This is a genomic window from Bacteroides togonis, assembly GCF_900130135.1.
In the GTDB taxonomy this organism is placed as follows: Bacteria; Bacteroidota; Bacteroidia; order Bacteroidales; family Bacteroidaceae; genus Bacteroides; species Bacteroides pullorum.
On the sequence record NZ_LT670820.1, the window covers coordinates 877261 to 891163 of the forward strand.

The 13903-nt window shown below is 38.5% G+C and carries 13 protein-coding genes; all 13 read left to right on the forward strand.

The features are described 5' to 3' along the window. The first annotated feature begins 8 nt into the window (after positions 1–8). Positions 9–926 (forward strand): glycosyltransferase, encoded by a 918-nt coding sequence (locus BQ8005_RS03875; RefSeq protein ID WP_159436204.1) that lies wholly within the window; start codon positions 9–11, stop codon positions 924–926. Between the two features lie 153 nt (positions 927–1079). Beyond that, the gene (locus tag BQ8005_RS17340; RefSeq protein WP_159436205.1) at positions 1080–1217 is read left to right on the forward strand and encodes a hypothetical protein; all 138 of its coding nucleotides are present in this window, start codon (positions 1080–1082) and stop codon (positions 1215–1217) included. 606 nt (positions 1218–1823) lie between these two features. Then, positions 1824–3506 carry an IS66 family transposase gene (gene tnpC, locus BQ8005_RS17595; RefSeq protein WP_075317116.1) on the forward strand — a complete coding sequence of 561 codons (1683 nt, stop codon included), beginning with the start codon at positions 1824–1826 and terminating at the stop codon, positions 3504–3506. Positions 3507–3721: 215 nt separating this feature from the next. After that, positions 3722–4792, forward strand: coding sequence for a glycosyltransferase family 4 protein (locus BQ8005_RS03885; RefSeq protein ID WP_075317117.1), 1071 nt, complete (start codon positions 3722–3724; stop codon positions 4790–4792). A gap of 99 nt (positions 4793–4891) precedes the next feature. After that, positions 4892–6007, forward strand: coding sequence for a glycosyltransferase family 4 protein (locus tag BQ8005_RS03890; RefSeq protein WP_075317118.1), 1116 nt, complete (start codon positions 4892–4894; stop codon positions 6005–6007). A gap of 2 nt (positions 6008–6009) precedes the next feature. Continuing rightward, positions 6010–7083 (forward strand): polysaccharide biosynthesis protein, encoded by a 1074-nt coding sequence (locus BQ8005_RS03895; protein ID WP_075317119.1) that lies wholly within the window; start codon positions 6010–6012, stop codon positions 7081–7083. Positions 7084–7190: 107 nt separating this feature from the next. Beyond that, positions 7191–8396 carry a capsular polysaccharide biosynthesis protein CapF gene (locus tag BQ8005_RS03900; protein ID WP_075317120.1) on the forward strand — a complete coding sequence of 402 codons (1206 nt, stop codon included), beginning with the start codon at positions 7191–7193 and terminating at the stop codon, positions 8394–8396. Between the two features lie 7 nt (positions 8397–8403). Further along, on the forward strand, positions 8404–9564 hold the full coding sequence (gene wecB / locus BQ8005_RS03905) for a non-hydrolyzing UDP-N-acetylglucosamine 2-epimerase (RefSeq protein WP_075317121.1): 1161 nt from the start codon (positions 8404–8406) through the stop codon (positions 9562–9564). Between the two features lie 12 nt (positions 9565–9576). Continuing rightward, positions 9577–9978, forward strand: a complete 402-nt coding sequence (locus BQ8005_RS03910) for a WbuC family cupin fold metalloprotein (protein WP_075317122.1) — start codon at positions 9577–9579, stop codon at positions 9976–9978. After that, positions 9975–11180, forward strand: coding sequence for a glycosyltransferase family 4 protein (locus BQ8005_RS03915; protein ID WP_075317123.1), 1206 nt, complete (start codon positions 9975–9977; stop codon positions 11178–11180). The genes BQ8005_RS03910 and BQ8005_RS03915 overlap by 4 nt, the downstream gene beginning before the upstream one ends. After that, positions 11177–11791 (forward strand): sugar transferase, encoded by a 615-nt coding sequence (locus BQ8005_RS03920; protein ID WP_394334092.1) that lies wholly within the window; start codon positions 11177–11179, stop codon positions 11789–11791. The genes BQ8005_RS03915 and BQ8005_RS03920 overlap by 4 nt, the downstream gene beginning before the upstream one ends. 23 nt (positions 11792–11814) lie before the next feature. After that, positions 11815–12579: an MBL fold metallo-hydrolase gene (locus BQ8005_RS03925; RefSeq protein WP_075317124.1), complete on the forward strand. Its 765-nt coding sequence runs from the start codon at positions 11815–11817 to the stop codon at positions 12577–12579. A 31-nt stretch (positions 12580–12610) separates the two neighbouring features. Further along, a complete protein-coding gene (locus BQ8005_RS03930) occupies positions 12611–13903 on the forward strand; it encodes an ATP-binding protein (protein WP_075317125.1) in 1293 nt (430 codons plus the stop codon).

Sequence of the window (13903 nt, forward strand, 5' to 3'; positions counted from 1 at the left end):
TTTTAGTTATGATGTCTACCTATAATGGGGAGAAATATTTAGAAGAGCAAATTAATAGTATTTTAGCTCAAAAGGGAGTTTTTGTTTATTTGTTGGTTCGGGATGACGGTTCAACAGATTCAACAACGAATATTTTGAAGAGATATGTTTCTGAATATCCTAATAATATTACAGTAATATGTGGGGAAAATATAGGTTTTGGAGCAAGTTTTCATAATCTGACAATCAATGCACTAAAGTTAAAACAAACAATGCAGTTTCAGTATTATGCTTTCTCAGATCAAGATGATATTTGGAAAAATGAAAAATTGATTGTTGCGTGTAATGCATTAAATGAGTTAAATGACGAGACTACTCCTATATTGTATTGTTCTAGTAGAATATTAGTTAACAATGAATTGTTAAATATAGGTAAAACTATTTCTCCCCCAGAAATTTTACAGCAAGATGTTTTTTGGGTAAATGCAGCAGCAGGATGTACTTGTGTGTTTAATGATAATTTGCTGAATGAATTTTCGCGGACATTTGATAAAAGCATGGTATATCATGATTATTGGTTATTTATTATAGCAAAGTATATTGGTAGGGTATATTATGATGAAAATTCATATATTTTATATAGACAGCATGGCTCTAATTTTACCGGAAATCAAATACAAACATTGTTAGATAAGTTTAAAAAAATACATAAATCATTGTATAAGTCTCCATTAAATGTAGAATCTACTCTTGCTAAAAAATTTATTGAATTTTACGCTTCTTGTGTAGATGATAGAACAAGGGAAATAATAACAACTATTGCAAATTACCAAATTTCTTTTTATTGCAAGGCTAAATTATTGTTAGATTTATCAGGTTGTTTTAAGTTGAATAATTTGTTAGATTTTCTTATTCTAAAATTACGAATCGTATTTAATAGACTATGATTAAATTTATTAGTGTCTCTTTAAAATCGGAAGAAATTAGGATGATAGAGAAGTTGGAGGAGGTATGTTGAACATTAATTACAGGAATGAATAGGTGTTATTACCTAAGAAACTTCCATGATATACGTTGCAAGTATGACAGGGTGAGATAATATGAACTCTATTGAAAAATCAATGTTGCTTGACGAACTTTTTGCCTTGCGTAAGGTAGACAAGGCAAAAACGGAACAACTTCTGTCTCTGGATGAGAGTTTACAAGTACAAACTAAGATAATTGATGAATTGAAGTAGGTGTTGTTGGAGCGTAATATGTTGATAGAAAAAACAGAAAGTAAGCTACTTTGAAAAATTCACTGAAATTTTTTTTCTTGATTAACCGGTAAGCGTCCAATTTTGACGTCTTGCCCCCAAGCATAGAAAAGTCGATCTTCGCTGCTGTAATCAAAAACTTAGTAAACATGTATAGCAGCAGTGATTTTGAGCATCTGTTCATCCGTTACAAAGCGGAGGCTATGCCGGAAGGTGAGTCCATCCAGGACTTCTGTTTGAAAAACAAAGTACCCTACAATCTGTTTCACAAATAGTACAAGGATACCCGACATCGCATTGTCCCGGTACAGGTAGAAGGACAACAGGCGGCACAAGAAGCGGAAAAGGATCTTTCAGCTTCCGTCCCATTGATGGGAGGTGCCTTGTCATCCGCTCCGGTAAGATTCATGATAGACATCCGTATAACGGGTGGAATGCGCATCCAGCAACGGAACTTAAGCTACGAGGGTTTGAAGAACCTGGTAGAGAAGCTGGAGGTGCTATGTTAAACATTACAGGAATGAACAGGTTTTATTACCTGCGAAACTTCCATGATATGCGCTGCAAATATGGCAAAGGGGAGATGATATGAATTCCATGGAAAAATCAATGTTGCTTGACGAACTTTTTGCCTTACGCAAGGCTGACAAGGAACGTGAAGCAAAGCTTCTGGAAAAGCTTGACCGTATGACCGAGCAGCTGCTGGCTCTGAATGAAAATTCCCAGCGATTACTGAGACAAAATGATGAGCTGAAACGTATGCTGTCGGATCGTGATGCCTTGATAGAAAAGCTCCGGAAGGAGAATGCCGCCTTGAAGGAACAGAAGAAGCTTTCAGACAAGAACCGCTTCGACGGCAAGACCCAGAAACTTTCGTCCAAGAACCGTGGTTCCGATTCCCGCGAAGCTGACAAGGAAGATTTTGACGGCAGTTCCACTCCCAACCTTCCTTCGGAGGAGAGGGGAACGGACATTCCGTCATCTGCCGGTAGTAAACAGGAACGGCCATACCGCCAGGGAATGTCTTACAAACGTATGAAGGCAGATAAGTCCGTGTGCCATGATTTCGATTTCTGCCGTTTGCCGAAAGAAGCTGTTATTATCAAGACATTCCACAAGTATTCCTACGAGCAAGTGAGCTATATTCTGGAGCACAGGTATCAGGTTGTCCGTTACAAGCTGCCGGACGGTAGAATCTGCGAAGGCTACCTTTCCAAAGATGGAGGCCACGATTACATGGATGTAGTTCCGGGGACCCACGCATCCGCTGATTTCCTGGCCCATCTGGCTTTCAACCATTTTGTGCTGAATGTACCTTATTACCGTGAGATGTACCGTCTGAATGACCATGGCATGTTCCTGAGCCGCATGACCCTGACCAACTGGCTTGAGAAAGGTGCAGGGTTTACCAAGAGACTGGTTGAAACGCTCAAGAATATGGCCATGGAGAAAGATGCCGTCGTGAACTGCGACGAGACCTGGTGCAAGGTGAAGGTACAGGACCGTTATCGCAAAAGATATATCTGGTGTCTGGTCAACCGTGAAGAGAAGATTGTCATCTATTGTTATGAGGAAGGTTCCCGCAGCCGTGATGCCCTGAAGAACATTTTGGGCGACCGGCAGATCAGGGCGCTGCAGTCGGACGGTTACAATGTGTACATGTATCTGGAAGACAGGCTGTACGACACGGAACACCTCTGCTGCCTGGCCCATGCGCGTGCCAAGTTCGTGTATGCCTACGAGCAGGGCGGTGACCTGAATGCGAAACAGATGCTGGAATACATCGGCTGGTTGTACGGTCAGGAAGACAGTTATCGTCAGTCCGGTCTGACAGCTGAAGAGATAACCCGACAACGGAACTCCCTGCGGACAAAGGAAGTCATCGGCCGCATGCGCAGTTTTCTGAATGTGCTGACTTCGGAGGGTCATCCTCCCCGTGGAGATCTGATGGAAAAGGCGGTCAATTACCTGAAGAACTTCTGGAATCAGCTGTTCGCCTACTTGAAAGACGGCCGCTACAGTATCGACAATACCATTGCGGAGCGTTTCATCCGTCCCTTGGCGGGTGAGCGGAAGAACTCGTTGTTCTTTGGCAGTAACCGCATGGCGAATGTGTCGGCCGCCTATCATACGTTGATATCTACTTGCCGGGCCAACGGTATCTCCGCCCTGGCTTATTTGAAGAATCTTTTCCGTGAGGTGGTCAAAGGGCGCAGGGATTATGAGAACTTGCTACCGATAACCATTGGAATCAACACTAACAAACTTTAAAAATCAAGTCCGGTTTTTGAAAACTTTAAGAGGAAAGCTTCCCAAAGAGGCTTTCCCTATGGGGTACGTCAAAATTGGACGCTTACGATTAACCGTTTATCATTAATTATTAACCATTGTTTCGTCCCATTTTTTGAAACCTTTAAGAGGAAAGTTTCCCCAAGTTTCCATATAGGTTACGTTAAAATTGGACGCGTACATAATAATCACTTTATATGAAGAAGATTGCTTTTGGAGTCCATAGCCCAGCACCTTATTGGAATTCTATTTTTGATAAAATTAAGGAGTCTCAGAATTTAACAGTTTACTACGAATATTACTATGATCCAGAAAAGGGGTGGAAGGATTTTAATCTCATCCCTGGGAAATATTATAAAGATCTAGGTCTTTGGAAGTTAATGAGGGATTTGATTGCCTATGATTATGTTATATTGGGAGGATGGAGTAATAAATGGAATATTGTAATTGCATTTTATCTATATTTTAAAGGCCGAAAATTTGCTTTCTTTTCTGACTATCCAGAAAAAAAGAAACGTTCGTTCTTAAATCAAATGCTTAAGAAATGTCTTCTTACCATTTGTAGTAATTTATTTGTCGCTTGTGAAGCAGTTCGACCATACTATGTTAATAATTATAATATAAATCCTTCTAAAGTAAAATTGCTCCATTATAGTTATTCTGATATAAAGGATAAAGAGAATCTCAGGCTTTATAATTTGCAAAGAAATTCTGATTTGCAACATGGTAGCAAAATTAACCTCTATATTGCTTCACGATTTATTGAACGTAAGGGTTACCAAATCGTTTATAAGGCTTTTAGAATGTTGAAGGAAAGGGAACTTTTAGATAATTTTCGCATAGTTATTACAGGATCTGGTCCTTTGTATAATGAGTATAATGTTTTATTTAGTGATTTACGTGCTGATATTAAAATGCTTGGCTGGGTCGAAAATAGTATATATGAAGAGGAAATGAATAAGTGTGATGTTTATTTGCATCCTTCCTTGCATGAACCATTTGGTATCCCTCCTTTGGATGCAATGGCTCGTGGAAAGTTGTTAGTGGCCTCTAATGGAGTTCAATCTACAATTTCCATATTACAGGATAAAGTGAATGGACTTGTGTATAAGGCGGATTCTGCAGAACAATTGTTTAATGCATTATCTTTTTTAATAAATAATAAGTGTAATATTTATGAGATTAGTAAAAATGGTATTAAGACAGTGCAGGATAACTATTCAAAGCAGCATGCGGTATTGGATCTGAATGACGTTCTACAATCTTAAAATTCTATTTTTATTATCTTCCGTTAAAATCGGGCACTAAGGATTAGATATACAAGTTAGTTATAATTCAAATTTTACTCAAATATAGCGAATAGATAGATGAAAATTAAAATAAGGCGTTTAATAATTGATGTATTAGCGTTTGAATATGGTAAATCATTTGGCTACCAAGAGTATATATTCAATTTACTAGATTATATTTATGGGCATAGAAATAATATTTACTATGAAAATATTTTTATTGTATGTTTGGAACATCAAGAGAAATATTTTCTTAAGTATGAAGATAAGTTTCTAATAAAATCCTATAAATGCTCTTCAATCTGGAAACGGTTTCTTATTCAATCTTATGTGCCTTTTGACCTAAGAGTTACAAAACAGGATTTGATATTATATACGGCAAACTATACATCTTTATTTAAAAAAGCCTCATATATTTTAGTTATTCATGATCTTTTGTTTAAGAGAAAAAAATTATTTCCCTATACTTTAATGAGGTTACAGCGACAATTCTATTTGCCTATATCAGTTAACTTGGCAAATAAAATCATTGCTATATCAAAATTTACCGCTGACGATATTGTCTATTTTTACAGAAATTCTAGGGTGAAAATAGATGTAATTTACAATTATTTCAATTTTAAGAAATATCCAGAATTACATAATATATTGAAAGAAAATTGTTTTATATCTGTTTGTTCGGCAGCATACCATAAAAATACAATTACGGTATTGAAGGCTTTTGATAAGTATAACTTAAAAGGGGGGGAATATAAGTTAGTTCTAGTTGGAGCATTAAAACAAAAGTCGGAATCTTATTTATATTATAATCAGATGTCAGATATGGTTAAAGAAAGAATAATCATTTATGATAAGATTGATAATAATCTTCTAGCTTTGTTATATGCTCAGTCTAAAGCTTATATTTCCGCTTCTTTATTTGAGGGATTAGGCATGCCTATTGTAGAAGCGATGTATTTCAATTTACCTGTTATATTATCTGATTATCCTGTTTTTCGTGAAGTTAGTTTGAATAAAGGAATTTATTTTAATCCATTAGACGTAGATGATCTTGTGGACAAGATGTTTCTCATACAACATAATCAAGCGTTTTCTTCTAATTATAGAAATGAAATTCTTGTAATGTATTCTGAGAATAATACATCTCAGAAATATATAGATTTATTTAATGAAATTTACAATCAAACAAAATAACTATGTCAGTATTCAAAGACAAAGTTCTATTAATTACCGGCGGAACAGGTTCCTTCGGTAATGCAGTTTTACGTCGTTTCCTGGATAGCGACATCAAAGAAATCCGCATCTTTAGTCGTGACGAAAAGAAACAGGATGACATGCGTCATCGCCTGCAAAATCCGAAAGTGAAGTATTATATCGGAAATGTGCGAAATAAGACTTCCGTAGATGTGGCCATGCGTGGTGTAGATTATGTATTCTCGGCAGCAGCTCTAAAGCAGGTTCCCAGTTGTGAGTTCTTTCCGATAGAAGCAACTCAAACAAATGTGTTGGGTACGGAAAACGTGTTGCTCTCAGCCATAGAACATGGAGTAAAGAATGTGGTAGTATTGTCCACAGACAAAGCGGCTTATCCGATCAATGCGATGGGTATTTCCAAAGCATTGATGGAGAAGGTGGCTATTGCCAAAGGACGAGAACTGGGAGAAGGGGCCGCTACAACCATTTGCTGTACGCGTTATGGTAACGTGATGGCTAGCCGTGGCTCTGTGATACCTCTTTGGGTTGACCAAATTAAATCGGGGAAACCGATTACTATAACCGATCCACACATGACACGTTTCATGATGACGCTGGATGATGCGGTAGATTTGGTTATCTATGCGTTTGAACATGGACATAACGGTGACCTTTTTGTGCAGAAGGCACCGGCTGCAACCTTGGAGGTATTGGCCCAGGCCTTAAAGGAAACGTATGCGCAAATAGATCCTAAATATGGTGAGACTGAAGTAAAGGTGATTGGTACACGTCATGGAGAGAAATTGTATGAGACGTTGGTTACCCGTGAAGAGATGGCTAAGGCTATTGATATGGGTGACTATTATCGGATACCTTGTGACACACGTGACTTGAATTATGACAAGTATTTTACACAGGGGAATGAAGAGGTAGCCAAGATTGAGGATTACCATTCGCATAACACAGCGCGCCTTGATGTAGAAGGAATGAAGAAGCTGTTGTTGAAACTGCGTTTTATTCGTGAAGATTTAGGCTTGGAGGCCAAAGCTAAGAGTTCTGAAATAAGAAGCGAATAATTCAGTGATTTTATAGTTCATTCAAAATAGAAAATTCTATTTCTGTTTAGTTGGTATCCGTTAAACATATCAATGACGGAGTATCATTAATATAATCAAATTCTTTTATGAAAATCTTAGTGACCGGTGCCAATGGTTTCGTCGGTCGAAATCTTGTATCCCAACTGAAAAATATTCGGGATGGAAAGGCTCGTAATTATCCTCTTTGTGGAGAAGATATTACGGTATTTGAATATGATGTAAATAATACTTTGGATGAATTGGACCAATATTGCCAACAGGCTGATTTCGTGTTCAACCTAGCTGGGGTAAACCGTCCAAAGGACCAGGCTGAATTTATGCAGGGAAACTTTGGGTTTGCTTCTACTTTGCTGGATACATTGAAAAAGTATCGGAATGTATGTCCTGTGATGTTGGCCAGTTCTATTCAAGCTACACTGATAGGCCGTTACGGACAGTCGGATTATGGTAAGTCAAAATTAGCTGGTGAGGAATTGTTTTTCCAGTATGGGCAGGAAACTGGGGCTAAAGTTTTGGTATATCGTTTCCCGAATCTTTTCGGAAAATGGTGTCGCCCGAATTACAACAGTGCTGTGGCTACATTTTGCAATAATATTGCCCATGATCTTCCCATACAGGTTAATGACCGTTCCACACAACTGGAGTTACTTTATATCGATGACCTGGTAGAGGAAATGATTGCTGCTTTGACCGGCCATGAACACCACTGTGAGTTTGATGGGGTAGAAACTGTTTTGAAGGAAGAAGGGCGGTATTGTGCCGTACCAACCACCCATAAGGCAACTTTGGGAGAAATAGTGGATTTACTTCATGCTTTTGCTACTCAACCTGTAACATTGATGATGCCTGAGATACCGGCAGATTCGTTTGCCAAAAAATTGTATTCCACCTATTTGTCTTATCTACCGGAAGAAAAAGTGGTATTCCCTTTAAAAATGAATGTGGACGATCGTGGCAGTTTTACCGAACTGCTGCGTACGGAGAAATGTGGGCAAGTCAGTGTGAATATTTCTAAACCGGGTATAACCAAGGGGCAGCATTGGCACCATACCAAATGGGAATTCTTCATGGTAGTCAGTGGGCATGGACTGATTCAGCAACGTAAAATTGATACGGATGAAGTGATGGAGTTTGAAGTGAGCGGTGACCGGATAGAGGCTGTACATATGCTGCCGGGATATACGCATAATATCATCAATTTGAGTGAGACAGAGAATCTGGTAACAGTGATGTGGGCCAACGAGACTTTTGACCCCAATCATCCGGATACTTTTTTTGAACCTGTAAAATAATGAATTTATGGTGTCATTTAAAAATAACGGTAAACTGAAATTATTGATTATTGTAGGAACACGTCCGGAAATTATCCGTTTGGCGGCTGTTATCAATAAATGTAGAATATACTTCGATTGTATCCTGGCTCATACCGGACAGAATTATGATTATAATCTGAATGGAGTGTTTTTCAAGGACCTGAAGTTGGCCGATCCTGAAGTCTATATGGATGCAGTAGGGGATGATTTGGGAGCTACCATGGGTAACATTATTGATAAGAGTTATAAACTGATGGTGCAGATACAGCCTGATGCAGTACTGGTTTTGGGAGACACCAATTCCTGTTTGAGTGTAATCGGTGCCAAACGCTTGCACATTCCTATTTTCCATATGGAAGCCGGTAACCGTTGTTTTGACGAATGTCTGCCGGAGGAGACTAACCGCCGTATTGTTGATATTATTAGTGATGTAAATATCTGTTATAGTGAGCATGCCCGTCGTTATCTGAATGCTACGAACGTAGCGCCACAACGTACTTATGTTAGTGGCTCGCCGATGGCTGAAGTATTGCATAACAACCTGGCAGATATTGAGGCCAGCGATGTACATCAACGTTTGGGACTGGAGAAAGGTAAATATATTCTGCTCAGTGCCCACCGGGAAGAAAATATTGATACGGAAAAGAACTTTGTGTCGCTGTTTACCGCTATTAATCGAATGGCGGAAAAATACGATATGCCTATCCTATACAGTTGCCATCCTCGTAGCCGTAAACGTTTGGAACAAAGTGGATTTCAACTGGATGCTCGTGTTATGCAGCATGAACCGTTAGGCTTCCACGATTACAATTGCTTGCAGATGAATGCGTATGCAGTAGTTTCAGATAGTGGAACACTGCCAGAGGAGAGCAGCTTCTTTACCAGCATAGGTCATCCATTTCCTGCTGTATGTATCCGTACCAGTACAGAACGTCCGGAAGCCTTGGATAAAGGATGCTTCATATTGGCAGGTATTGACGAGAAGTCATTGTTGCAAGCGGTTGATACGGCTGTAGAGATGAACAAGAACCATGACGATGGTCTGCCTGTCCCTAACTATACGGACGAAAATGTTTCTACTAAGGTTGTGAAGCTGATACAAAGCTATACGGGGGTGGTGAATAAGATGGTTTGGAGGAAATTTTAATGCTGTCTTGAAATGAAAATTGTTGGTAGAGATATTCTTGAAAAGGTTCATTCAGAGGCGAAAGCATCACCTCGTCTGCGGATGAACTATAATATTCATGAGTCTTTGGATGAAGAGGTACATAAGTTGTTGAATTCTTTACAACCTGGGACAGTGATGCCTATACATCGCCATCTTCATCCAGAAAAAAAAGAAACTTTTGTGCTGCTAGAGGGTTCGCTGGAGGTTTTGAAGTACGACGATAACAAAAAGATTATAGAACGTCATCTGATGAGTCATAAAAGCGGAAACATTTTATGCGAGATTATGCCAGATGAGTGGCATTCTTTTGTTGTTCTGGAACCAGATACTTTAATTCTTGAAATAAAGAAGGGTCCTTATGTACCTTTTCAAGAGATTGATATATTGAAATGAACGTAATATTTCTAACTGTTAGTAGAATGAATGACATCCGTAGTAGGGGTATCTATACGGATTTAATGCGTAAATTTAGAGATGAAGGGCATCATGTTTATATTGTGGCACCTGTGGAACGTCGGTACAAACAGCCTACTTCGCTAAAAGAGGAGGATGGTATATCTATTTTGCAGGTCAAGACACTTAATATTCAAAAGACAAATGTTATTGAGAAGGGATTAGGCATTTTGCTTCTTGAAGAACAATTCAAGCGTACAATCAATAAGTTCTTTAAAGATATAAGCTTTGATTTGATTTTATATTCTACTCCTCCCATTACATTAAATAAAGTTATAACATTCCTAAAGCGTAAGAATCCTCTATCTGTTAGTTATCTTTTGTTGAAAGATATATTCCCACAGAATGCAGTGGATTTGGGAATGTTTTCGCAAAACAGCCTTTTCTATAAAATATTCCGAAAAAAGGAAGTACAACTATATCGGAATTCGGATTTTATTGGTTGTATGTCTCCTGCTAATGTGGATTTTGTTCTGAGACACAATTCTTTCTTGAATAGGAATAAGGTGGAAATTGCTCCTAACAGCTTGGAATTATCGGATGATTATACTGGAGTAAATCGCAATGAAATTCGTGAAAAGTATCATTTGCCTGTTGACAAACCGATTTTTATTTATGGGGGAAATTTAGGGAAACCACAGGGTATTGATTTCTTAATCAAATGTTTGGAACAAAACAAGGAAAGAACGGATTGTCATTTCTTGATTGTAGGAAATGGAACAGAATATTCGAAGTTGGCTGATTGGTATGCGTGTGCATATGCAAAGTCTATTTCATTATTGAATGGTTTACCCAAAAATGATTATGACAAATTGGTACAAAGTTGTGATGTGGGCCTCATATTCTTGGATCATCGTTTTCTGATACCGAATTATCCGTCTCGTTTATTGTCGTATTTGGAATATAAAATGCCTATCATTGCTGCAACAGATCTTCACACAGATATAGGACGTATTGCGGAAGAAAATGGATATGGATATTGGTGTGAGAGTGTAAATCCCGACAATTTTACGGCTTGTGTTAATCTTTTTGTTGGGCATTCTGATAAAATCAAGTCCATGGGAGAAAAAGGTTATCAATTTCTATTGAATAACTATTTAATAAAGCATACTTATCAAGCTATTATAAAACATTTACAATGAATATATATAAAGACGGGATAAAACGGGTACTGGATTTTTGTATAGTGTTGTCTGTATTATTGATTATTTGGCCTATTCTCCTATTGATAATAATTTGGCTTCATTTCGCCAATAAGGGTGCAGGAGCTTTCTTTACACAGGAACGTCCGGGTAAAAACGGAAAAATATTCAAGGTTATCAAATTCAAGACGATGACAGATGAACGGGATGCCAATGGAAATCTCTTGCCGGATGCAGAGCGTTTAACGAGAGTCGGAAGTTTCGTCCGTTCGACTTCGATTGATGAGTTGCCACAACTGATCAACGTGCTGAAAGGGGATATGGCCTTGATAGGTCCTCGTCCTTTGTTACCCCAATACTTGCCACTCTATAGCAAAGAACAGGCTCGCAGGCACGAGATTCGTCCTGGAATTACAGGATGGGCCCAAGTAAATGGACGTAATGCTATCAGCTGGACGAAGAAATTTGAACTGGATGTGTGGTATGTAGACCATTGTTCGTTTCTTTTAGATGTAAAAATTATTATCTTGACTATAAAAAAGGTTTTTGTGCGTGAAGGAATCAGTTCTGAAACATCAGCAACAATGGAACCATTTACAGGAAATAACTAATTTAAAAATCTAAGTTCTACAATATGGATTTTCTTGAAAAATTAAATAATGCCTCAAGAGGTGTTACTCACCTCTTCAGCATGGGACAAGCTGGCTATATAATCAAGAATGAGCAAGGAGAAACACTGGGTATTGACTTATATCTCACCGAATGCGTAGAACCTGTAGAAGGGCATGACGGATACCATCGTCTTTTACCCCAAATAGTAAATGCAAAAGATTTAAAGCTTGATATAATAATTGCCACTCATTTTCATCGTGATCATTTCGATATTGATGCCATGTTTGACTTAATGGCTAATGGGAAAACCCATCTGTTTTGTGCTTGTGATTGTAAAAAAGATGTAAAACAACTTGGAATCGATGAGAGACGGGTAACATATGTAAAGCCCAGTGATCATTATGTTGCCGGCAATTTTGATATCCATTTTATACACAGTGATCACGGAGAAGGCGCCCCCGAAGAAGTTGGCATTCTACTTACGGTCGATGGAAAAAATATTCTGGAAGTAGGAGATACCAGCTTACACTTAGATTGGAAAGAAGAGTATTTGAGTGCTGGTCCTATTGATGTTTTAATAGCCCCTATTAATGGCGCATACGGAAACCTTAATGAGCAAGAAGCTACAGAATTAGCAAAGTGTCTCCAGCCCGGGATTACCATACCTTCACACTTTGGAATGTTCCCTTCTCATGGTGGCAATAGTGGTTTATTCATTGAAAAAATGCGTAATGAAAAACTTCCATATAAGATACTGACAATGGGAGAAGACTGGAATATAGAATAAGAATAAATGATAACATAAAATCTTGATAAATATGAAAAAGGAATTTGAGGGGAAAAAATTACTGATTTTAGGTGGAAACCCCGAAACAAGTGCATTGGTTCGTGTTGCCAATGAAATGGGAGTGAAGTGTATTGTAGCAAGTGGTCGTCATACGGACGATGCCAAGAAATATGCTTGGAAAGCATCTGACATAGATGGTATGGATGTTCCGGGATTAATCGCTCTTGCACGCGAAGAACAGGTAGATGGAGTACTTGTTGGAGTGGCTGATATTCTGGTTCCTTCTTATTGTAAAGTATGCGAAGCATTGGATCTTCCATGCTATGCGACTCAACGCATTGTCGATGTATTCTCATATAAAGATGTCTTTAAAGCGACCTGCGAAAGTTATGGTATCCATGGTATTCCAGAATATTATCTTGATGCAGAGATGAAGCCATCCGACATTGCTAAGATTAAATACCCGGTAATGGTTAAGCCTGTCGATAACGGCGGGGGGGTAGGTATGACCGTTGTATATAAAGAAGAAGAACTGAAGGAGGCTGTAGATAAGGCACTTGCGGCAAGTCCCAACAAACGTTTTATTGTAGAACGATATATGGAAGGGGTCGAAGATATGGGTATGTATTACACCTTCAAAGACGGCTACTGTTCAGCATCCTGTATTTATGATCGTTACACTACGGATGAGCAGAGAGGCAAAAGCCGTGTGTGCCTTGGCGGTACTTATCCGTCAAAACACATGGATGAATATATGAAACGTATGCACTTCAATGCAGTGCGTATGTTCAAAGAAATAGGGATCAAAAATGGTATTCTTATGCTTTCAGGTTTCTATGAAAATGGTGAGTTTTATGTGTATGACACTGGTTTCCGTCTGCAAGGTGAGGCACCGCACCTCCTACTCCAAAAAATATACGGATATGATCAACGTGAGATGCTAATACGTTTTGCTCTTACAGGTAACGAAGGTGAAAGTGTCAATCTGTATAAAGAAGATCCTTACATGAAAGGGAAATGGGCTGCTACAGTATGGTTCTTACTAAGGAAAGGTAGAATAACCAAAGTCGAAGGCTTTGAAGACATAGAAAAAGATTCACGTGTTGTGGCCAACGTTGTTCGTTTAGCAGAAGGTGATGAAGTTCCACAAGAGTGGATTGGCAATGAAAAGCAGGTATTAACACGTCTCTATCTTGTATGTGATACTAAAGAAGAACTGGCCACAGCCATCCAAGAATATCAGGATAAGGTAAAAGTCTATGACGAGGCTGGTAATAACATGCTATTAAAAGGATTTGACGTTAAAAAAGCCTTAAAATTATAA

Bases quoted from the DNA above. Each gene is read 5' to 3' on its own strand.
- BQ8005_RS03875 (WP_159436204.1), top strand. From the start codon at position 9: ATGATGTCTACCTATAATGGGGAGAAATATTTAGAAGAGCAAATTAAT.
- BQ8005_RS17340 (WP_159436205.1), top strand. From the start codon at position 1,080: ATGAACTCTATTGAAAAATCAATGTTGCTTGACGAACTTTTTGCCTTG.
- tnpC (WP_075317116.1), top strand. From the start codon at position 1,824: ATGAATTCCATGGAAAAATCAATGTTGCTTGACGAACTTTTTGCCTTA.
- BQ8005_RS03885 (WP_075317117.1), top strand. From the start codon at position 3,722: ATGAAGAAGATTGCTTTTGGAGTCCATAGCCCAGCACCTTATTGGAAT.
- BQ8005_RS03890 (WP_075317118.1), top strand. From the start codon at position 4,892: ATGAAAATTAAAATAAGGCGTTTAATAATTGATGTATTAGCGTTTGAA.
- BQ8005_RS03895 (WP_075317119.1), top strand. From the start codon at position 6,010: ATGTCAGTATTCAAAGACAAAGTTCTATTAATTACCGGCGGAACAGGT.
- BQ8005_RS03900 (WP_075317120.1), top strand. From the start codon at position 7,191: ATGAAAATCTTAGTGACCGGTGCCAATGGTTTCGTCGGTCGAAATCTT.
- wecB (WP_075317121.1), top strand. From the start codon at position 8,404: ATGGTGTCATTTAAAAATAACGGTAAACTGAAATTATTGATTATTGTA.
- BQ8005_RS03910 (WP_075317122.1), top strand. From the start codon at position 9,577: ATGAAAATTGTTGGTAGAGATATTCTTGAAAAGGTTCATTCAGAGGCG.
- BQ8005_RS03915 (WP_075317123.1), top strand. From the start codon at position 9,975: ATGAACGTAATATTTCTAACTGTTAGTAGAATGAATGACATCCGTAGT.
- BQ8005_RS03920 (WP_394334092.1), top strand. From the start codon at position 11,177: ATGAATATATATAAAGACGGGATAAAACGGGTACTGGATTTTTGTATA.
- BQ8005_RS03925 (WP_075317124.1), top strand. From the start codon at position 11,815: ATGGATTTTCTTGAAAAATTAAATAATGCCTCAAGAGGTGTTACTCAC.
- BQ8005_RS03930 (WP_075317125.1), top strand. From the start codon at position 12,611: ATGAAAAAGGAATTTGAGGGGAAAAAATTACTGATTTTAGGTGGAAAC.